Genomic DNA, 19,733 nt, shown 5'->3' with positions numbered 1-19,733 from the left:
GCTCACGACGCCTGCTGGTAGGCGCGCCAGATCTTCGGCGGGATCGTCGTCCCCAGCCCGGTGCCCGGACCACCGACCCCCTGCATCGGCAGCAGGTCGGGTGCTCCCGGCTTGTTGCGGAACATGGTGACGGCGGTGGTCGGCTCGTTGCCGTCCCCGGCGCCGGACGCACGGCCGGGGCGGACACCGTTCCCGCTCTCCGGGGCGGCGGAGGGTCCGGGACCGAAGTCCTGGCCGGCGGGCGGCGGGCTGCCGATGAACCACGCCGACTTCATCCGGTCGCCCGGCTCCGTGCTACCGGCCGCAACCGGCCGCTTGGCGAGTGCACCGTCCGACTTCCCCAGGGTGCGCCGGCCGACCCCCTCCAGGGCGCTCGACACCTGCTGGGCGACCCCGGCGTCGAGGATCTGCTCGGGCCCGCGGCGGTGGAAGCCGGGTACGTTCTTGCCGTCGTGGGTCATCGCGGACACCGCGTACGGCTCGGTGTGCAGCCCGCCGTTGGTGAAGGTGGTGTAGGCGCTCGCCATCCGGATCGCGCTGGGCGCGGAGGTGCCCAGCGGGAAGGTCTGCTCCAGGCGCGCCATGCTCTCCTTGCGCAGCCCCGATGCCACCGCGAGATCCTGGATCTGCTTCAGCCCGATCTGCTTCCCGGCCTGCACGAACGGCGGGCTCTGGGCCTTCACCAGCGCCTCGCGCAGATCCCCGAACCCGTTCTTCCCGTCCATGGGCTGCACAGCGCCGCCCACGGGCTTGGCGGTGGGTTTCACGGATCCGGCGCCCTGCTGCTGGAGTGCGGCCGCCAGGACGAACGGCTTGAAGGCGGAGCCGGCCGGAACCGCCGAGGTGTCCGCATTGTTGTTGAAGTGCCGGGTGGCGTCCGATCCGCCGTAGAGCGCGACGATCGCCCCGTCCTTGGGGCGTACGGAGGCCGCGCCGAACTCCACATGATTGTCGGCCGCGCGCTGCGTCGGATCGAGGTTCTCCCGGCGGACGTCCGTCACGGCCTTTTCCAGCCGGCGGGTGCGCTGTTTGTCGAAGGTGGTGTGAATGTGATAGCCGCCGCGTGCCAGGTCCTTGTCGGTCAGCCCGGTGCCGGCCTTGACGAACTTGTTGGCGACATCGACGAGATAGCCGGTCTGGCCGGCCTGACTGGTGGGTTTCGACAGCCCCCGGGGCTCGGGGAAGGTGCGGTACTTCGCCCGCTCGGCCTCGCTCATCCTGCCGGTGGCGACCTGTCGGTCGAGTATCCACTTCCAGCGTTGCACGGCCCGTTCGTGATTGGCCTTGCTCAGCCCCGGGTCGTACTGCTCCGAGCCCTTCAATAAGGCCGCCAGTACGGCGCCCTGGCTGGGATCCAGATCCTTGGCATCAATGCCGTAATAGATGTGGGCGGCGGCCTGGATACCGTACGAACCGCGACCGAACCAGCTGGTGTTGAGATAGCCGCGCAGAATGTCCTGCTTGGACTTCTGGTTGCTCACCTTCAGCGAGATGATGAATTCCTTCACCTTGCGGGTGACCGTCTGGTCCTGCGAGAGATAGGTGTTCTTCACATACTGCTGGGTGATGGTGGAACCGCCCTGGGTCTCCTCACCGGAGACCATGTTGACCAGGGCGCGGCCGATGCCCTGGAGGGAGACACCGGCGTCGCTGTAGAAGGTGGCGTTCTCCGCCGCGATCACGGAATTCTCGACGGAGTCGGGCACCTTGTCGAGGGTGACGTTCTGTCGGTTGACGGCGCCCACGCTCACCATCTGGCTGCCGTCCGCCCAGTAATAGACGCTGGCCTCCTGGCGGGCCAGTGCATTCTCGTTCGGAACATCGATCTTTGCGTAGACCACGGCGAACAGCCCGGCCAGGCCGATGAGGCCGAGCGCGAGGGTGCCGAGCCACTGGCGCCATGACGGCAGCCAGCGGCGCGGCCCCGCCCGTCCCTGCCGCGGATAGTCGATGAACCGGCGACGCTCCTTCGTGCCCTTAGTGCCCTTCATGCCCGGGAAGACCGCGGTGGGCCTGATTCCGGTTGCCGAGGTAACGGAACGCTCACAATGGCAGGTGGCCGGGCCGAAGGAGGTCGCCGCGGGAGGTCCTGGAAGCTCCTGGAAGGTCCTGGAAGGTCCTAGAAGTCGTCGTCGAAGGAGACCGAGCCCTCTACGGCGACCTGGTAGGCGGACGCCCGGCGCTCGAAGAAGTTGGTCAGCTCCTGGACGTTCTGCAGCTCCATGAAGGAGAACGGGTTCTCCGAGCCGTAGACCGGCGCGAAGCCCAGCCGCTGCAGCCGCTGGTCGGCGACGCACTGGAGGTACTCGCGCATCGACGCGGTGTTCATGCCCGGCAGGCCGTCACCGCACAGGTCGCGGCCGAACTGCAGCTCCGCCTCGACGGCCTCCTTGAGCATCTCGATGACCTGCTGCTCCAGCGTGTCGTCGAAGAGGTCGGGCTCCTCCTCGCGGACCGTGTCCACCACCGAGAACGCGAACTCCATGTGCATGGACTCGTCGCGGAAGACCCAGTTGGTGCCGGTGGCCAGCCCGTGCAGCAGGCCCCGCGAGCGGAACCAGTACACGTAAGCGAAGGCGCCGTAGAAGAACAGCCCCTCGATGCAGGCCGCGAAGCAGATGAGGTTGAGCAGGAAGCGGCGCCGGTCGGCCCTGGACTCCAGGCGGTCGATGCTCTCGACCGAGTCCATCCACTTGAAGCAGAACTCGGCCTTCTCCCGGATGGACGGGATGTTCTCCACGGCCGCGAAGGCGGCGGCACGGTCCTCCGGGTCGGGGAGGTAGGTGTCCAGCAGCGTCAGATAGAACTGGACGTGCACGGCCTCCTCGAAGAGCTGACGGCTCAGGTACAGCCGCGCCTCGGGGGAGTTGATGTGCTTGTAGAGCGTCAGCACCAGGTTGTTGGCGACGATCGAGTCACCGGTGGCGAAGAACGCCACCAGCCGGCCGATCATGTGCTGCTCGCCCGGCGAGAGCTTGGCGAGGTCGGCGACGTCGGAGTGGAGGTCGACCTCCTCCACGGTCCAGGTGTTCTTGATCGCGTCGCGGTAGCGGTCGTAGAAGTCCGGGTACCGCATGGGGCGCAGCGTCAGCTCGAAGCCCGGGTCCAGGAGGTTCTTGGTGCCGGTGGTGGCGGTGTGCGCGGCGGCCGCGGAGGCGTTCTTCTCAGGTGCGGTGGGGCCGCCGGCGCGTGGCGTCGTCGTTGAGGGGCGGTGGTCGGGTGACGGGCTGGGCATTACTGGCAGGCCTCGCAGGACTCGGGGTTTTCCAGGGAGCAGGCGACGGCCTCGGGGTCGGTGGCCTGCTGCGGTACGGGGGCGGGGGCGGCGGCCGCGGTGCCGCGCGCCGACTGGGCGATCCGGGTCGCCGGACGCGAACGCAGGTAGTACGTCGTCTTGATGCCGCGCTTCCAGGCGTAGGCGTACATCGAGCTGAGCTTGCCGATGGTCGGCGAGGCCATGAAGAGGTTCAGCGACTGGCTCTGGTCGAGGTAGGGCGTACGGGCCGCGGCCATGTCGATCAGGGCGCGCTGCGGGATCTCCCAGGCGGTGCGGTACAGCGCCCGGATCTCCTCGGGGATCCAGCCGACGTCCTGCACCGAGCCGTTGGCCTCGCGCAGCGCGTCACGGGTCCGCGCGTCCCACAGCCCCAGCGCCTTGAGCTCCTCGATCAGATAGGCGTTGACCTGGAGGAACTCGCCGGAGAGCGTCTCGCGCTTGAAGAGGTTGGAGACCTGCGGCTCGATGCACTCGTACACGCCGGCGATGGAGGCGATGGTCGCGGTCGGCGCGATCGCCAGCAGCAGGGAGTTGCGCATCCCGGTCAGGGCGATCCGGCTGCGCAGCGCCGCCCAGCGGTCGGCCCAGCGGGGCTCGGCGTTCGGGTAGTGGTCCGGGTGCAGCACCCCGCGGGCGGTGCGGGTCGCGGACCACGCCGCGTGCGGGCCGTGCCGTTCGGCAAGGTCGGCGGACGCCTCGTACGCGGCGAGCATGATCCGCTCGGAGATCCGGGTGGACAGCTCCTGCGCCTCGGGCGAGTCGAAGGGCAGCCGCAGCCGGAAGAAGACGTCCTGCAGGCCCATCAGGCCCAGACCGACCGGGCGCCAGCGGGAGTTGGAGGCCCCGGCCTGCTCGGTCGGGTAGAAGTTGATGTCCACGACGCGGTCGAGGAAGGTGACGGCGGTGCGGACCGTGGCGTCCAGCCGCTCCCAGTCCATCTCACCGTTGTCGCCGAGGTGCGCGGCGAGGTTGACCGACCCCAGGTTGCAGACCGCGGTCTCCCCGTCGTCCGTCACCTCCAGGATCTCGGTGCACAGGTTGGAGGAGTGCACGACGTTGCCGGTCTCGGCGGTCTGGTTGGCGGTGCGGTTGGCGGCGTCCTTGAACGTCATCCAGCCGTTGCCGGTCTGCGCCAGGGTGCGCATCATGCGGGAGTACAGCACCCGGGCCGGGATCTGCTTGAGCGCCCGGCCCTCGGCCTCGGCCTTGCGGTACGCGGCGTCGAACGCGTCGCCCCACAGGTCCACCAGTTCGGGGGCGTCCGAGGGCGAGAACAGCGACCAGTCGGCGTCCGCCTCCACCCGGCGCATGAACTCGTCCGGGATCCAGTGCGCGATGTTCAGGTTGTGCGTCCGGCGGGCCTCCTCGCCGGTGTTGTCGCGCAGCTCCAGGAACTCCTCGATGTCCGCGTGCCAGGTCTCCAGGTAGACACAGGCGGCGCCCTTGCGCCGGCCGCCCTGGTTCACGGCCGCGACCGAGGCGTCCAGGGTGCGCAGGAACGGCACGATGCCGTTGGAGTGCCCGTTGGTGCCGCGGATCAGCGAACCGCGGGCGCGGATACGGGAGTACGACAGGCCGATGCCGCCGGCGTGCTTCGAGAGCCGCGCGACCTGGTGGTAGCGGTCGTAGATCGAGTCCAGCTCGTCCAGCGGGGAGTCCAGCAGATAGCAGGAGGACATCTGCGGGTGGCGGGTGCCGGAGTTGAAGAGGGTGGGGGACGACGGGAGGTAGGACAGCGAGCTGGTGAGGCGGTAGAGCTCGGCAACGTCGTCCAGGGCGCGGTCGCTGTGGTCCTCGGCGAGGCCGCAGGCCACCCGCAGCAGGAAGTGCTGGGGGGTCTCGATGACCTGACGGGTGGTGGGGTGTCGCAGGAGGTAGCGCGAGTGCAGGGTGCGCAGCCCGAAGTAGCCGAAGCGGTCGTCGGCGCCGTCGGCCAGGGCCCGCTCGACCAGCGCGTCCAGGCGGGCCGCGTGCGTCCGCACGAACTCCGCGGTCCCGTCGGCGATCAGGCCCTCGCGATGGCCGGTCTCGACGGACGCGGAGAAGGCGACCGCTCCCTGTCCGGCTGCTTCCTCCGCGATGGCGCGGGTGAGCAGGCGCGCGGCGAGCTTGGAGTACTGCGGTTCGTCACCGATCAGGCCGGCCGCGGCATCGATGGCCAGCGACCGCAACTCGGCCGCGTCGGAGCCCGCGTGCCGGCCGCGCAGGGCGGCGGCGGCCACCTTGCCGGGGTCGGTCGCGGTCAGGTCCTCGGTCAGCCCGGTCAGGGTGCGCAGCAGGGCGACACCGGGACCGTCCTCACCCGGCCCGCCGTCGGCGGGGCCGGAAGGCGTGGCCACCGCGGGCGGCACGACCTCGGCGTCTGACGCGGGCTCCGTTGGCGCGATGGTCACGTGATGCTCTCCCTCACTCGGCGGGGGCCGGAGGGGAGGGACGCGACGGGCGCACGCGGGCATGCGGCACCCCGTGAACGTCAGGGGTGCGCGGGCACACCGCGCGGCGTCCACCGGCCCAACCCTCGGGGCCCGGACGTATCGACGTCCGCACCCATGGCGGTGCGGGCGTACTGTCGGCAGGTCCTCGGACTTCACGGGCGCGTGCCGGGGCCGTTGTCCGGCCGGCCGGGCCCGCTCCTACACCGTTGCGGGACAGTTCCGGATTCCCACCGGATTCCCCTGCGGCGACAGCGAGGACGAGCATACATGTGGGGGCACCCCTTCACTTGCACCACCACATCTAGTGTGTCGTGAGTGATCACACAGTGCCTGTCAGTGGCCTCGGCTATGGTCGGTCTTACGTCTTTGCTCCGTCCGATGAAAGAAGGAGAAGGCCTCATGACCGCGCTCGCCGACCGGCCGCACATCATGGAGACCGAGCATTTCGAAGAGGCCGCCCGGATACTCGCCCGCCTGGAAGAAGGCGCGCGGTTGGAACTCATCGACGGGAAGGTCAGGAGCAAGCCCATGCCGGACGGGGATCACGGGCGGATCATCCAGTGGTTGCTTCGCCTCTGCATGCAGCACAGGCCGGAGCTCTTCCTCGACCCCAACCAGGGCCTGAAGGCTGAGTCCTACCGAAAGGGCCGCCTGCGTCCGGATGCCTCGCTCGTGCCTTGTGACGCCTTCGTGGGCCAGGGCGAATGGGCAGATCCCGACCCGGTGCTGATGGTCGTCGAGGTCACCTCGCACGACTCGGACACCGACCAGCGCGACCGCGTGGAAAGACCCCGCGCCTACGCGGAGACCGGCATCCCGCTCTACCTGCTGATCGACCGCCAAGCCTGCCAGGTGGTGGTCTACAGCGAACCCGATGACGGCCGCTACGAGACCGTCCACACCGTGCCGTTCGGCAAGACGCTCCACCTGCCGGATCCGGTGGGCATCACCCTCGAAACCGGTCCACTGAAGGACTGGGTGAACTGAACCGCAGCGGTTCCCGGCCCGGGGTCTGAAACGGCGACGGGCCGCCGCGCCCCAAGGACGCGACGGCCCGTCACCGTGTCTCAGCCGAGGGCTCAGTGCCCGGCCGGTGCTCCCGCCGTCGCCGGCGGCAGTTCGACGGAGACGCCCTTGTCGCCGGCGTCCGCCGTGTAGTCGCCGGGGCTGGTCCGGTCGGTGCCCTCGGGGGCTCCCACGGCCTTCAGGACGACGGTCAGGACGACCGCCACCACGACGTTCAGGACGAAGGCGGTCAGACCGATGTAGCCGATCTCACCGATGCCCGGGATCTCCTTGCTGGAGCCGCCGAAGTGGGCCTGCGTCGGACTGGCGACGCCGTAGGCCGCGAGTGTGCCGTAGAGCATGCCGACCGCCCAGCCGCCGAGCAGCGCCCAGCGGTGGAACCAGCGGGTGAACAGGCCGCCGACCAGGGACGGCATGGTCTGCAGGATCCAGATCCCGCCCAGCAGCTGGAAGTTGATCGCGACGGTCTTGTCCATGGTGAGGACGAAGATCAGCGCGCCGACCTTCACCAGCAGCGAGACCAGCTTGGCGACCTTGTGCTCCTGCTCGGGCGTGGCGTCCTGCTTGAGGAAGTCCTTGTAGACGTTGCGGGTGAAGAGGTTGGCCGCGGCGATCGACATGATGGCCGCGGGCACCAGCGCGCCGATGCCGATCGCGGCGAACGCCACGCCGGCGAACCAGCTCGGGAACATGTCCTCGAACAGCTGCGGGATGGCCAGCTGAGGGTTGCCCTGGATGTCCGTGCCGGCCTTGACCGCCATGAAGCCGAGCAGCGCCAGCAGGCCCAGCATGAAGGAGTAGAGCGGCAGGATGGTGGTGTTGCGGCGGATCACATTGCGGCTGCGCGAGGACAGCGTCGCGGTGATCGAGTGCGGGTACATGAACAGCGCCAGCGCCGAGCCGAGCGCCAAGGTCGCATACGCCCATTGGGCGTGGGGGCCGCTGACCAGCTCGCCGCGCGGCTTGCCGGGGACGGGGCCGGGCTGGGCGAGCGCCTTGCCGGCCGAGTGGAAGATCGCGTCGAAGCCGCCCAGCTTGATCGGGATGTAGATGATCGCCACGGCGATGACGAGATAGATCAGCCCGTCCTTGACGAACGCGATCAGCGCCGGCGCCCGCAGACCCGAGGAGTAGGTGTACGCGGCCAGCACGGCGAACGCGATCAGCAGCGGCAGGTCCTTGACGAACCAGTTGGTGTGCTCGCCGCCGCCGATGCCCATCACGTCCAGGACGGCCTGGATACCGACCAGTTGGAGGGCGATGTACGGCATCGTGGCGAGGATGCCGGTGAGCGCCACGGCCAGCGACAGCCCCTTGGAGTCGAACCGGCCGCGGACGAAGTCGGAGGTGGTGACGTAGCCGTGCTTGTGCGAGACCGACCACAGGCGGGGAAGGAAGGTGAAGATGAGGGGGTAGACCAGGATCGTGTACGGCACGGCGAAGAAGCCGGACGCCCCCGCCGCGTAGATCGCCGCCGGGACGGCCACGAAGGTGTACGCGGTGTAGAGGTCACCGCCCAGCAGGAACCAGGTCACCCAGGTGCCGAAGCTGCGGCCGCCCAGCCCCCATTCGTCGAGGTTGGCGGACTGCTCGGCCTTGCGCCAGCGGGCGGCCAGGAAGCCCATGACCGTCACGGCCAGGAAGAAGAAGACGAAGACGGCGAGGGCCACGCCGTTGACGCCCTTGGCCGGGGAAGCGGCGAGGGCCGCGGTGGTGCTCGTCGCTGTCGTGGTGAGAGTCACTGTGCCGCACCCCCCTTGCGGGCGCGCTGCTCACGCTGCACGAGCTTGTACGCGACCATGGTGAGCACGGTCGAGACCGGCACCCACGCCATCTGGTACCAGTAGAAGAACGGGATCCCGATGAGCTTCGGCTCGACCCTGGCGTACGAACTCACCCACAGCATCGCCACGAACGGAACGACCAGGCAGATCCCGGTCACCACCCGGGTGGGTGTGACCACTTGTCTGCGACCCGGTGATTCGGCTGACTGTGTCATGACCGCGGCTCCGTCCCCTGGCTGTCTCCTGTGTAATCGGCTGAAAATCTATGGCAGGGCAGTGGCGCGCGTCACTAGCTGTCCGCATATCGGTATGGAGAATCCGCCCGGGAGACCCCCCGCCACGCGACCGGTCACCTGCTTTGTCCCGGTTGGGGCGGCAATGGTGGAAGGGGGGCGTCGACGGACGCGGCACGCCCAGCGGTACGCCCCGCGACACGCCCCGGGGCGGATCCCGGGGCGGACCTCGCGGCGGCGGGTCAGTCCGTGGGGCGGCGCAGTCTGGCGACGAACTTGTACCGGTCGCCCCGGTAGACGGAGCGCACCCACTCCACCGGCTGCCCCTGTGCGTCGAGTGAGTGCCGGGAGAGCATCAGCATCGGCAGGCCGACGTCCGTGCCCAGCAGACCCGCCTCGCGCGGAGTGGCGAGCGAGGTCTCGATGGTCTCCTCGGCCTCCGCCAGGCGGACGTCGTAGACCTCGGCCAGCGCGGTGTAGAGGGAGGTGTATTTGACCAGGTTCCGGCGGAGCGCGGGGAAGCGTTTCGCCGACAGATGGGTGATCTCGATGGCCATCGGCTCGCCGCTGGCCAGCCGCAGCCGCTCGATGCGCAGCACCCGGCCGCCGGCGGTGATGTCCAGCAGGCCGGCGAGCCGGTCGTCGGCGGTGACATAGCCGATGTCCAGCAGTTGGGAGGCGGGCTCCAGGCCCTGGGCCCGCATGTCCTCCGTATAGGACGTCAGTTGCAGGGCCTGGGAAACTTTGGGCTTGGCGACGAAGGTGCCCTTGCCCTGGATGCGCTCCAGCCGGCCCTCGACGACCAGCTCCTGCAGCGCCTGACGCACCGTCGTGCGCGAGGTGTCGAACTCCGCCGCGAGGGTGCGCTCGGGCGGGACCGGGGTGCCGGGCGGCAGGGTCTCGGTGATCTCCAGCAAGTGCCGCTTGAGGCGGTAGTACTTGGGCACCCGCGCGGTCCGCGTGCCGCCGCTCTCGGCACCGTTGCCCCCGTCCGTCTCCATGACCCGCCTCTCCGACTCCTGTCGCGCTGCCGTCACCGGCTCCTCCGTACGTAGCGGCTCACATCGTGGCACGGGCGGGATCCCCGCGCTCCCTTGCAGGTCCCGGCCCGCCAGATGTCGGTCCGGTAACGGACCTGAGAGTGACTCTTATACACCCTTGACACCCCAAAAGGTCTAGGCCAAGCTGCGGGCGCTGGTCTAAACCATTAAAGACCACACCCGGCCTTGGGGGGAGAGCGCAATGAAGCGTGGGCTCATAGCGGCGACGGCGGTCGCGGGAATGCTGGTGGGTGTCGCCGCCTGTGGGGCCGGCGGCGGCAGCAAAGCGGGCGCGGATGGCTTCAAGGGCCAGAAGCTGACCGTTTGGGTGATGAGCGGTTCGAATCCGGCGCAGTGGACCAAACAGGTCTCCGCGCAGTTCAAGAAGAAGACCGGCGCCACCGTCGAGTTCAAGGTCCAGCAGTGGAACGGCATTCAGCAGAAGCTGAGCACCGCCCTGTCCGAGGACACCCCGCCGGACGTCGTCGAAATCGGCAACACCCAGACCGCCGCCTACGCCAAGGCGGGAGCCCTGGCCGGGAGCTCTACGAAGCCGCCCGGATGGACGGCGCCGGCACCTGGAAGGTCTTCACCTCCGTGACCTTCCCCTTCCTCAAGCCGTTCTTCCTGGCCACGACGTTCCTGGAGATCATCTGGGTCTTCAAGGCGTTCCCGCAGATCTTCGCCATCAACCAGGGCGGCCCCGACCGGCTCACCGAGACACTGCCGATCTACGCCTTCACCGAGGGCGTGGGCAACCTCCACTTTGGCATGGGCGCGGCGATCTCGCTGCTGACGATCGTGGTGCTGCTGGCGATGACCACGTACTACCTGCGACTGACGCTCCGGCAGGAACGGCAAGAGGAGGACGAGCTGTGAAGCGCGCCGCTTTCTCGACCGTTGGCCGCATCTGGCCCAACGCCACGGCGATCGTGCTCGCCCTCGGCTTCGCGTTCCCCGTCTACTGGATGTTCAGCACGGCGTTCAAACCGACCCGGGACATCGTCACCGAAGACCCCGTGTGGTTCCCCGTCCACGGCACCGTCGAGCACTTCGCGACGGCCGTGAACGCCCCGGACTTCTGGATCCTGGCCGGGAACTCGGTCGTGGTGACCGTGCTCGCCGTCGGTCTGTCACTGGTCATCGCGCTCTGCGGGGCATTCGCCCTGACCCGTATGCGCTTCAGGGGCCGCAAGGGCATCCTGCTGACCTTCATGATCGCCCAGATGGCACCCTGGGAGGTCATGGTGATCTCGATCTACCTGATCGTCCGGGACGCGGATCTGCTCAACAGCCTGGTGCCGCTCACCTGCTTCTACATGCTGATGGTGCTGCCCTTCACCCTTCTGACGCTCCGCGGCTATGTCGCCGCGGTGCCCAAGGAACTGGAGGAGTCCGCGATGGTGGACGGCTGCTCGCGCCGGCAGGCCTTTCTCAAGGTGGTCTTCCCGCTGCTGGCGCCCGGTCTGATGGCCACCTCTCTCTTCGGCTTCATCACCGCCTGGAACGAGTTCCCGCTCGTCCTGGTCCTCAACAAGGAACCGGCCAGGGGCACCCTGCCGTTGTGGCTCTCCCAGTTCCAGAGCCAGTTCGGGGACGACTGGGGTGCCACCATGGCTGCCGCCTCGATCTTCGCCGTCCCGGTCCTGGTCCTCTTCCTGTTCCTGCAACGCAAGGCGGTCGGCGGTCTCACCTCCGGCGCAGTGAAGGGATAACGCAGCCCATGACCTCTCTCGTACGCTCCGTACGTTCCGCCGACACCCTCACCCGCGATGCGCTCGCCGTCCTCCAGCCGGGCTTCACCGGCACCACCGCCCCCGACTGGCTGCTGCGCCGGCTCGGCGAGGGACTGGCCTCGGTCGGGCTCTTCGGCCGCAATGTCGCCGATTCCGCCCAGCTCGGTTCACTGACCGGGCAGTTGCGCGCCGAACGGGAGGACATCCTCGTCGCCATCGACGAGGAAGGCGGCGACGTCACCCGGCTCGAAGTGCGCGGCGGCTCCTCCTTCCCCGGCAACCACGCGCTCGGCGCCGTCGACGACACCGCCCTGACCCGCGAGGTCGCCCGTGAACTCGGCCGCCGGCTGGCCGACTGCGGTATCAACCTCAACTGGGCGCCCTGCGCCGACGTCAACTCCAACCCCGCCAACCCGGTCATCGGCGTCCGCTCCTTCGGTGCCGATCCGCAGCTGGTCGCCCGGCACACCGCCGCCTACGTCGAAGGCCTGCAGTCCGCCGGCGTCGCCGCCTGCACCAAGCACTTCCCCGGCCACGGCGACACCGCCGTCGACTCCCACCACGACCTGCCGCGTATCGCCGCCGGTCCGGCCACCCTCCAGGAACGGGAACTGGTGCCGTTCCGCGCCGCCGTCGCTGCCGGCACCCGGGCCGTGATGAGCGCACACATCCTGCTGTCCGCTCTGGACGGCGACCGCCCCGCCACGCTCAGCCCGGCCGTACTGCACGGTCTGCTGCGTGCCCCCGCCACCGAGGGCGGCCTCGGCTTCGACGGACTGATCGTCACCGACGGGATGGAGATGCAGGCCATCTCCGCCACCTACGGGATCGCACGTGGCAGCGTGCTGGCCATCGCGGCCGGCGCCGACGCCATTTGTGTGGGCGGCGGACTGGCGGACGAGGACACCGTGCTGCGGTTGCGTGACGCGTTGGTGCGGGCGGTGCGCGACGGCGAACTGCCGGAGGAACGGCTCGCCGACGCGGCGGCACGGGTGCGTGCCCTGGCGCGCTGGACCCGTCGTGCGGGCACGGGGGAGGAGGCCGTGCCCGAGGGGGCCGTGCCCGCGCCCGGAATCGGCCTCACCGCGGCCCGGCGTGCCCTGCGCATCACCGCCGACGGCCCGTACGAGCCACTGACCGCGCCCGCATACGTCGCCGCCTTCACCCCCCTTGCCAACATCGCCGTGGGGGACGAGACACCCTGGGGAGTCGCCGCCGAACTGGCACGGCTCCTCCCGGGCACCGAGACCGTCACCTGCACCGCCGAGTCCGCCGCGGCGGCCGGCCCCGCGGCGCTGATCGACGGACTGCTCACAGCGGCCGGAGAGCGCCGCATCGTTGCCGTGGTCCGCGATGCCCACCGTCACCCCTGGATGGCCGACGCGCTGCGCACCCTCCTCGCCGCCCGCCCCGACACCGCGGTCGTCGAAATGGGCGTTCCCCAGTCCCCACCCCGAGGCGCACCCCACCTCGCCACCCATGGCGCCGCCCGTGTCTGCGGCCAGGCCGCCGCCGAAGCCCTCACAGGAAGCGGACCCACGAACGGAGGATGAGAAGTCCGCGCCCCGTACGAACCAACGGGACGCCACCCGGGGCGCCCCACCCTGACCCCGGGACGCCCCGGGACCCCCGGCCGCGCCGTGACGGCATCCCGGCTGCCTCGGCCGTATCCCGGCCACGCCCTGTCGTGACCCGGACGGATGCCCGCCCGAGAGACTCCGGAGACCGCTCCAGGGACTTTGACGGCCGGCCCTGGGTGACGAGGCCCTGGGTGACGACAGGCCCTGGGCGACGGCAGGCCCTGGCTGATGACCGGCCTTAGATGCCCTGCCAGTCCGGCTTCGCGGCATAGGTGGCGCGGAAGTAGCCGGCGAGCTTCAGTTCGGCGGCCGCGGCCTCGTCCACGACGACCGTGGCATGCGGATGGAGCTGCAGCGCCGACGCCGGGACCAGCGCGGCGACCGGGCCCTCGACGGCACGGGCCACGGCTTCTGCCTTGCCCTCGCCGGTGGCGAGCAGCACCAGATGGCGGGCTTCCAGGATGGTGCCGATGCCCTGGGTGATGACGTGGTGCGGCACCTCGTCGAGGCTGTCGAAGAACCGGGCGTTGTCCTCCCGGGTCTGCCGGGTCAGCGTCTTGATACGGGTACGCGAAGCCAGCGACGAGCAGGGCTCGTTGAAGCCGATGTGGCCATCCGTGCCGATGCCGAGCAGCTGGAGGTCCACACCGCCGGCCTCACGCAGTGCACGGTCGTACGCCTCGCAGGCGGCTTGGACGTCCTCGGCGGAACCGTCGGGCCCCATGAACGAGTCCTCGCCGAGGCCGAGCGGTTCGATCACCTCGCGCAGGACCACTGAGCGGTAGGACTCGGGGTGCCCGGACGGCAGGCCGACGTACTCGTCGAGCTGGCAGATACGTGCTCGTGAGGCGTCCGCCGCGCCGGACCGGACCTGCGCCGCCAGCGCCTCGTAAACGGGCAACGGGGTAGAGCCGGTGGCCACACCGAGCAGTGCATCGGGCTTACGGCGCAGCAGGGCGGCGATGGCCTCTGCGATCAGCTCGCCGCCTGCCGTCGCGTCCGGAACGATGACAACTTCCACGCTTGGCCTGCCGTTCTGGAGATTGGTCCATGTGGTATAGACCAATCTAGCAGAGCGCGAGCCTCCGGATCCGGCGCCACTTCCGAACGCAGGGGCACGTTTTCCCGTCGTCGGCGACATCGATGGCGTCCGCGATCCGGCCCGGCGGGGATATCGCCCGGACCGCCGCCCGTACGGACGCAAGCGCGCCGGCCTCCTACGTCGGTGCCGTCATCCAGGGCATGTCCCCGCAGGCGCGGGACGGCGCGGAGCGTACGGAACTGGCGGCGATCGCCGAGCCGGCGTTGCAGGCGCGGCTGGAGAGGTCGAGCGGGAAGGCCCGTTGAAAGCCTCCGGAAGCCCCTGGAAACACCCGCGGGCCGCGGCGCCGGGACAGGACCCTCAACCTGTCCGGCACCGCAGCCCGGAGCTGACATCGGCCGGTCCCGCCTTGCGGGCGGAAGGCACCCCTGTGTGCGGTAGGGGTGCGGTCCCGTCCAGGGACCGGTCGATCGGAGGCCTCGGCGCAGTCAGGGCAGAGAGCGCCTTCGGCCTCGTTCCGCCCTCCTGTGCGGGGAGAGCGGAGGCCTTTGCTGCATTGTGGACTAGACCATTATTGCTTGTCCATGCCCGTGCGCAGACAACACCTACACCGTACGCCGGTAGGCTCCAAGACGTGCCCTCCATGAACGATCTCGTACGCCAGCACACCGCTCTGAGCGACACCGACCTCGAGTGGCTCCATCTGCTGGTCTCGGAGTGGCAGCTGCTCTCCGACCTCTCCTTCGCCGATCTCGTGCTGTGGGTCCCCACTCTCGACGGCACCCGCTACGTGTCCGTCGCCCAGATGCGGCCCAATACGGGCCCCACCTCCTACCAGGACGACATGGTCGGCCATCTCGTCCCCCGCGGCCGCCGCCCGATGCTGGATTCCGCCCTGGACGAGGGCCGCATCGTGCGGGAGGGCGACCCGGAGTGGCGGGAGGAGGTGCCGGTACGCGTCGAGTCCATCCCGGTGCGCCGCGAGGGCCGGGTGCTCGGTGTGATCGCCCGCAACACCAATCTGCTGACCGTACGCACCCCCAGCCGACTGGAGCTCACCTACCTCCAGAGCGCTTCCGACCTGGCCCAGATGATCGCCGCCGGAACGTTTCCCTTCCCCGGCCAGCAGGTCGACATGGATGCCTCGCCGCGCGCCGGCGACGGACTGATCCGGCTCGACGCGGACGGCGTCGTCCAGTACGCCAGCCCCAATGCGCTCTCCGCCTACCACCGGCTCGGTCTCGCCGCCGACCTCGTGGGCCATCACCTCGGCCGGACCACCGCCGAACTGGCGCCCGCCCGCGGCCCGGTGGACGAGGCGCTGGTCAAGCTCGCCAGTGGCTGGGCCCCCAGGGAATTCGAGGTCGAGGGTGACGAAGGCGTCATCCAATTGCGCGCCATTCCACTCAAACCCAAGGGGACACACAGCGGTTCACTGGTCCTGCTGCGCGATGTGACCGAATTGCGACGTCGCGAACGGGAACTGATCACCAAGGACGCCACCATCCGGGAAATCCACCACCGGGTGAAGAACAATTTGCAGACGGTTGCCGCGCTGCTGCGGCTGCAGTCCCGCCGAATGGATTCCGCACAGGGCCGTGAGGCGCTCAACGAGGCCGTACGCAGGGTCGGTTCGATCGCGATCGTGCACGAGACGCTGTCCCAGACCCTCGATGAACGGGTCGAGTTCGACGAGATCGCGGACCGGGTGCTCGCCATGGTCGCGGAGATCTCCCCGGGCAAGGTGACCACCCGCCGCACCGGACGCTTCGGCATCCTGGACGCCGAGGTGGCCACCCCGCTGTCGATGGTGCTCACCGAGGTGCTCCAGAACGCCCTGGAGCACGCCTTCGACCAGGGGGAGCACGGCACGGTCGAGGTCGGCGCGGTGCGCGGCGGCAGCCGTACCGAGCCCCGGCTGCTGGTCACCGTCCAGGACAACGGCCGCGGCCTGCCCGAGGGATTCGACCCCCATCGCGCCGGAAACCTGGGGCTGCAGATCGTACGGACCCTGGTGGAAGGGGAGTTGGGCGGAAAGTTCGACATGGTGCCCGCGCCCGAGCACGGTACGCAGGTCGTCCTCGATGTGCCCGTGCGCGCCGAGAAGCAGCACTGAGAACGGGCCGGCCGACGGCCCGGCCAACGGGACGGCGCCCGCGGCCCGGCCCGGAACAGCAGCAAGCCCCGGACCCATCCGGTCCGGGGCTCAAAGCTATTGCGATGCGATAACGACCGGGCCTGTCAGCTCCGGGGGTGCATCGGGGGTACTGCGCGCTGCGGCTCGGGGGCCACGGGGAGGCTGGCTCAGGCGCTGGCGTTGCGCGCCCGGTTGCGAGCTGCACGGCGCTTCATTGCGCGGCGCTCGTCCTCGCTCAGACCACCCCAGACGCCGGAGTCCTGGCCGGACTCGAGCGCCCACTGCAGGCACTGCTCCATGACGGGGCAGCGGCGGCAGACGGCCTTGGCTTCCTCGATCTGCAGCAGCGCAGGACCGGTGTTGCCGATAGGGAAGAAGAGCTCGGGGTCTTCCTCGCGGCAAACGGCGCGGTGACGCCAGTCCATGGCTGCTCCATCTCCTCGTGTGACGGGATCGTTGCTTGTGAATGTGAACGCTTTCACGAATCCCTCCACAAGGGAAGGGCCGAACTCCAGTTGTGAACTGGTGCGGTCCTGTGGAATGAGGAGGAGGATTCGGGCTCTCAAGGGGGCCGGTAAAGCGGCCGTCCCGATCGCCATGAAGAGACTCGCAAACCTCGGCGGCGGATACAACCCCTTCCGGAAACTTTTTTTTGATTCCTTGGTGTCGCCTAGCTCACAGCCGTCATTCCAGGGGGTGGAAACCAGCCTAAACGTTCGAGTGAAAGGACTTTAGGCCCTACTGCTCACACAATCACACGCAGTGCACGGCGAACGCCTGTGAACGTCACACTCGTGCGCAGTCCCAGATGGTCACCGTCCATCTGGAAGGGCAGGGGAACCTGCGAATGCAAGGTGAAGTTCGTGAGGTCATGAAGTGAGAGTGCGTGCTTGCCCCGGGGGCCGCGCTGGGGTGTTGACGTCAGCAGCTGGGTGGCGTACCGAGTCACTGCGGGAGGGGAGAGCTTGCTCAGTGCGAACAGATCCAGGGCCTTGTCGAACGAGGCGGCCGGAGACGGGTAGATCGGCCGATTGCCCAGGTAGGACCACGGAGCGGTGTTGCAGATTATGGCCAGCGCGAGGTCCTCGACACGCTCCGCCGGGCCCTCGTCCCCGCCAGGGCGTTCGAGGGTGATGACGCCCCGCCGGCGGTTCACCTCGCCCAGGAACTGCCGTACGACCTGTCGCACGTACAGGGCATGGGTCGAACGCTTGCCGCGTTCGCGCTGCTGCTCGACCCGGCCGACGACGCCGGCGTCGAAACCGAAGCCCGCGCAGAAGGTGAACCACCGCTCCGGTACGCCGTCGTCCTCGCTGCCCGGTGTGCCCGCTGCCAGCCCCAGGCCGATCGTGCGCTCGCTGCCGTCGCGCAGCGCGTCCAGCAGGGCGCCGGTCGCCTCCACGACGTCATTGGGGAGGCCGAGCGCACGGGCGAAGACATTGGTGGAGCCACCGGGGACGACGGCCAGCCGGGGATGCGAGTCCGGATCGGGGCCGTTCGCCAGCAGACCGTTGACGACCTCGTTGACCGTGCCGTCGCCGCCGAGCGCCACCACCAGGTCGGTCTGCCCGCCCTCGGTGGCCTCCCGGGCAAGATCGCGGGCATGTCCGCGGTACTGCGTCTCCGCGACCTCCAGCTTGAGGTCGCTGGCGAGCGCGTGGGTGAGTACTTCACGGGTGCGGACACTGGTGGTGGTTGCTGCGGGATTGACCACGAGAAGTGCGCGCATATGGAGCAGCGTACCTACCTGCTGGTACCGGCCTTGCGTCCCGTCCGGCTCCGGGGCGGCCCCGCCGGGCGGAGTGCCGGCGCTACCCTGCTGGGGTGAGCAGTCAGCAGAAACAGTCCGCTTCCCGAGCCGCCGGCGCCCCCACCGCGCCCGAGCCGACCGGTCCGCGGCCCGCCCGGCTGGGCGCCGCAGCGGCGCTCACCGCGGTCGAAGGGCTCGCACTCGCCGCTCTCGGCGGCTACATGCTGATCATGGGGCTCGCCGGTTCGCCGGACAGTCCGCAGCAGGCGGAGATGGGCGGGCTGACCGTCCTGGCGCTCGCGGTGCTGCCGTTGGTGGCCGCGCGGGGGCTGTGGCTGCGCCGCCGCTGGAGCCGGGGCCCCTCGCTGATCACCCAGATCGTGGCGCTGCCGGTGGCCTGGACGCTCGTCAATGGCGGTGGTGCGCTGATCGCGGCGGGTATCGGGCTGGCCGTCGCCGCGTTGGTGGTGCTCGTCCTGCTGGTCAATCCGACGGCCACCGAGGCGCTGGGCATCGGGCCGCGGGAGACCCCCTGACCGCTGTGCCGAGCGCCGTCCTGGCCACCGTCCGCGGAGCGGGCCGTCCGGACGGGCGGGTGTGACGGACCGGGCCGGACCGTCAGCACGGGCCGGGGCCGTCACGCACGAGGGGCGGAGCCCGTGAGAGCCCCGCCCGCCCCGTTCATCCGTCACTCACTCCTCGACGAGCAGCTTGTCGCGCAGCTGGGCGAGGGTGCGGGCCAGCAGCCGGGAGACGTGCATCTGGGAGATGCCGACCTCCTGGGCGATCTGCGACTGGGTCATGTTGCCGAAGAAGCGCAGCAGCAGGATCTTCTTCTCGCGCGGCGGGAGATCCTCCAGCAGCGGCTTGAGGGACTCGCGGTACTCCACGCCCTCCAGCGCCTCGTCCTCCGCGCCGAGGGTGTCGGCGACGGCCGGGGACTCGTCGTCCGTGTCCGGGACGTCCAGGGAGAGTGTGCTGTAGGCGTTGGCGGACTCCAGCCCCTCCAGGACCTCTTCCTCGGAGATCGCCAGATGCTCGGCCAGCTCATGGACCGTGGGCGCCCGGCCGTGCCGCTGGGACAGCTCGGCGGTCGCGGTGGTCAGCGACAGCCGCAGCTCCTGGAGTCGGCGCGGGACGCGGACCGCCCAGCCCTTGTCGCGGAAGTGCCGCTTGATCTCGCCGACGACGGTGGGGGTGGCGTACGTGGAGAACTCCACGCCGCGCTCCGGGTCGAAGCGGTCCACGGACTTGATCAGACCGATGGTGGCGACCTGGGTCAGATCGTCCAGCGGCTCCCCACGGTTGCGGAAGCGCCGGGCCAGATGCTCGACGAGCGGGAGGTGCATACGGACGAGGGCGTTGCGCAGTTCGGCGCGCTCGGGGGAGCCGTCGGGCAGCTTGCGCAGCTCGTAGAACATCGCCCGCGCGCCGCTGCGGTCATGCGGCTCGTGGGAATGCTGGTGGTGGTGCAGCTGGTGTTCGGGGGCAGGCGCATCGTGCTGATGCGCCTGCTGCCCCGGCTGCTCGCTCTGCTCCATGTGGTCCGCCCGCTCTGCCTGCTCCGCCGCATCCAACCGGCCGCCGTGGTCGTCTGCACCCACCGGATGCGGCCGGGCCTGCTGCTCGGGGATGGTCGCACTGGACGCCATCCGCCCGCCGCGTTCGAGATCTTTCACGGGGCCCCCTGTTC

The 19,733-nt window shown here is 69.5% G+C and carries 16 protein-coding genes, 2 pseudogenes and 1 riboswitch; of the genes and pseudogenes, 8 read left to right on the top strand and 10 right to left on the bottom strand.

Annotated features, from left to right (window positions below):
* Positions 1–2: 2 nt before the first annotated feature.
* The 3 genes from ACWGJY_RS10295 to ACWGJY_RS10285 all read right to left on the bottom strand — a co-directional run bounded on the left by ACWGJY_RS10295 (position 3) and on the right by ACWGJY_RS10285 (position 5,670).
* Complete coding sequence (locus ACWGJY_RS10295) at positions 3–1,991, bottom strand: transglycosylase domain-containing protein (protein WP_453260332.1); 1,989 nt, start codon at positions 1,989–1,991, stop codon at positions 3–5.
* Positions 1,992–2,119: 128 nt separating this feature from the next.
* On the bottom strand, positions 2,120–3,235 hold the full coding sequence (locus ACWGJY_RS10290; protein ID WP_453260331.1) for a ribonucleotide-diphosphate reductase subunit beta: 1,116 nt from the start codon (positions 3,233–3,235) through the stop codon (positions 2,120–2,122).
* On the bottom strand, positions 3,235–5,670 hold the full coding sequence (locus ACWGJY_RS10285) for a ribonucleoside-diphosphate reductase subunit alpha (RefSeq protein ID WP_453260330.1): 2,436 nt from the start codon (positions 5,668–5,670) through the stop codon (positions 3,235–3,237). The genes ACWGJY_RS10290 and ACWGJY_RS10285 overlap by 1 nt, the downstream gene beginning before the upstream one ends.
* Positions 5,671–5,831: 161 nt before the next feature.
* A riboswitch (cobalamin riboswitch) is annotated at positions 5,832–5,981 on the bottom strand.
* Positions 5,982–6,111: 130 nt separating this feature from the next.
* On the opposite strand from ACWGJY_RS10285, the gene ACWGJY_RS10280 reads away from it, so the two are divergent.
* Positions 6,112–6,699: a Uma2 family endonuclease gene (locus tag ACWGJY_RS10280; protein ID WP_453260329.1), complete on the top strand. Its 588-nt coding sequence runs from the start codon at positions 6,112–6,114 to the stop codon at positions 6,697–6,699.
* A 92-nt stretch (positions 6,700–6,791) separates the two neighbouring features.
* On the opposite strand, the gene mctP is transcribed toward ACWGJY_RS10280, so the two are convergent.
* From mctP to ACWGJY_RS10265, 3 genes are all read right to left on the bottom strand, one after another.
* Entirely contained in the window at positions 6,792–8,480 is a 1,689-nt protein-coding gene (mctP, locus tag ACWGJY_RS10275) for a monocarboxylate uptake permease MctP (protein ID WP_453260328.1), read from the bottom strand.
* On the bottom strand, positions 8,477–8,737 hold the full coding sequence (locus ACWGJY_RS10270; protein WP_453260327.1) for a DUF3311 domain-containing protein: 261 nt from the start codon (positions 8,735–8,737) through the stop codon (positions 8,477–8,479). Before ACWGJY_RS10270 ends, mctP begins: the two co-directional genes overlap by 4 nt.
* A 260-nt stretch (positions 8,738–8,997) precedes the next feature.
* Positions 8,998–9,756, bottom strand: a complete 759-nt coding sequence (locus tag ACWGJY_RS10265; protein ID WP_453260382.1) for a GntR family transcriptional regulator — start codon at positions 9,754–9,756, stop codon at positions 8,998–9,000.
* Between the two features lie 241 nt (positions 9,757–9,997).
* On the opposite strand from ACWGJY_RS10265, the pseudogene ACWGJY_RS10260 reads away from it, so the two are divergent.
* From ACWGJY_RS10260 to ACWGJY_RS10245, 4 genes and pseudogenes are all read left to right on the top strand, one after another.
* Positions 9,998–10,333: pseudogene (locus tag ACWGJY_RS10260) on the top strand (extracellular solute-binding protein); the annotation flags it as partial.
* Positions 10,333–10,674, top strand: a pseudogene (locus tag ACWGJY_RS10255) (carbohydrate ABC transporter permease); the annotation flags it as partial. The pseudogenes ACWGJY_RS10260 and ACWGJY_RS10255, both read left to right, overlap by 1 nt.
* Complete coding sequence (locus tag ACWGJY_RS10250; protein WP_453260326.1) at positions 10,671–11,510, top strand: carbohydrate ABC transporter permease; 840 nt, start codon at positions 10,671–10,673, stop codon at positions 11,508–11,510. The pseudogene ACWGJY_RS10255 and the gene ACWGJY_RS10250, both read left to right, overlap by 4 nt.
* Positions 11,511–11,518: 8 nt before the next feature.
* Positions 11,519–13,084, top strand: coding sequence for a glycoside hydrolase family 3 protein (locus ACWGJY_RS10245; RefSeq protein WP_453260325.1), 1,566 nt, complete (start codon positions 11,519–11,521; stop codon positions 13,082–13,084).
* A 265-nt stretch (positions 13,085–13,349) separates the two neighbouring features.
* Here ACWGJY_RS10245 and nagB read toward each other — a convergent pair whose 3' ends face one another.
* Positions 13,350–14,132, bottom strand: a complete 783-nt coding sequence (gene nagB / locus ACWGJY_RS10240) for a glucosamine-6-phosphate deaminase (RefSeq protein WP_453260324.1) — start codon at positions 14,130–14,132, stop codon at positions 13,350–13,352.
* 122 nt (positions 14,133–14,254) lie between these two features.
* On the opposite strand from nagB, the gene ACWGJY_RS10235 reads away from it, so the two are divergent.
* Complete coding sequence (locus ACWGJY_RS10235; protein ID WP_453260323.1) at positions 14,255–14,458, top strand: hypothetical protein; 204 nt, start codon at positions 14,255–14,257, stop codon at positions 14,456–14,458.
* Between the two features lie 338 nt (positions 14,459–14,796).
* A complete protein-coding gene (locus ACWGJY_RS10230) occupies positions 14,797–16,269 on the top strand; it encodes a sensor histidine kinase (RefSeq protein WP_453260381.1) in 1,473 nt (490 codons plus the stop codon).
* Between the two features lie 188 nt (positions 16,270–16,457).
* Here ACWGJY_RS10230 and ACWGJY_RS10225 read toward each other — a convergent pair whose 3' ends face one another.
* Positions 16,458–16,715: a WhiB family transcriptional regulator gene (locus ACWGJY_RS10225; protein WP_003983230.1), complete on the bottom strand. Its 258-nt coding sequence runs from the start codon at positions 16,713–16,715 to the stop codon at positions 16,458–16,460.
* A 320-nt stretch (positions 16,716–17,035) separates the two neighbouring features.
* Positions 17,036–18,019 (bottom strand): diacylglycerol/lipid kinase family protein, encoded by a 984-nt coding sequence (locus ACWGJY_RS10220; RefSeq protein WP_453260322.1) that lies wholly within the window; start codon positions 18,017–18,019, stop codon positions 17,036–17,038.
* Positions 18,020–18,114: 95 nt separating this feature from the next.
* Here ACWGJY_RS10220 and ACWGJY_RS10215 point away from each other — a divergent pair, with 95 nt between their 5' ends.
* Positions 18,115–18,576 (top strand): hypothetical protein, encoded by a 462-nt coding sequence (locus tag ACWGJY_RS10215; protein WP_453260321.1) that lies wholly within the window; start codon positions 18,115–18,117, stop codon positions 18,574–18,576.
* 156 nt (positions 18,577–18,732) lie between these two features.
* On the opposite strand, the gene ACWGJY_RS10210 is transcribed toward ACWGJY_RS10215, so the two are convergent.
* Positions 18,733–19,692: an RNA polymerase sigma factor SigF gene (locus ACWGJY_RS10210; RefSeq protein WP_453260380.1), complete on the bottom strand. Its 960-nt coding sequence runs from the start codon at positions 19,690–19,692 to the stop codon at positions 18,733–18,735.
* Between the last annotated feature and the right edge of the window lie 41 nt (positions 19,693–19,733).

The sequence above is a fragment of the Streptomyces sp. NPDC054765 genome (genome assembly GCF_053612065.1).
This window is presented reverse-complemented; position numbering and strand designations above follow the sequence as displayed.

Excerpts from the sequence above, each read along its gene's own strand:
- ACWGJY_RS10295 (WP_453260332.1), bottom strand. The coding sequence starts at position 1,991 with ATGAAGGGCACTAAGGGCACGAAGGAGCGTCGCCGGTTCATCGACTAT.
- ACWGJY_RS10290 (WP_453260331.1), bottom strand. The coding sequence starts at position 3,235 with ATGCCCAGCCCGTCACCCGACCACCGCCCCTCAACGACGACGCCACGC.
- ACWGJY_RS10280 (WP_453260329.1), top strand. The coding sequence starts at position 6,112 with ATGACCGCGCTCGCCGACCGGCCGCACATCATGGAGACCGAGCATTTC.
- ACWGJY_RS10270 (WP_453260327.1), bottom strand. The coding sequence starts at position 8,737 with ATGACACAGTCAGCCGAATCACCGGGTCGCAGACAAGTGGTCACACCC.
- ACWGJY_RS10265 (WP_453260382.1), bottom strand. The coding sequence starts at position 9,756 with ATGGAGACGGACGGGGGCAACGGTGCCGAGAGCGGCGGCACGCGGACC.
- ACWGJY_RS10245 (WP_453260325.1), top strand. The coding sequence starts at position 11,519 with ATGACCTCTCTCGTACGCTCCGTACGTTCCGCCGACACCCTCACCCGC.
- ACWGJY_RS10235 (WP_453260323.1), top strand. The coding sequence starts at position 14,255 with ATGGCGTCCGCGATCCGGCCCGGCGGGGATATCGCCCGGACCGCCGCC.
- ACWGJY_RS10230 (WP_453260381.1), top strand. The coding sequence starts at position 14,797 with ATGAACGATCTCGTACGCCAGCACACCGCTCTGAGCGACACCGACCTC.
- ACWGJY_RS10225 (WP_003983230.1), bottom strand. The coding sequence starts at position 16,715 with ATGGACTGGCGTCACCGCGCCGTTTGCCGCGAGGAAGACCCCGAGCTC.
- ACWGJY_RS10220 (WP_453260322.1), bottom strand. The coding sequence starts at position 18,019 with ATGCGCGCACTTCTCGTGGTCAATCCCGCAGCAACCACCACCAGTGTC.
- ACWGJY_RS10210 (WP_453260380.1), bottom strand. The coding sequence starts at position 19,692 with ATGGCGTCCAGTGCGACCATCCCCGAGCAGCAGGCCCGGCCGCATCCG.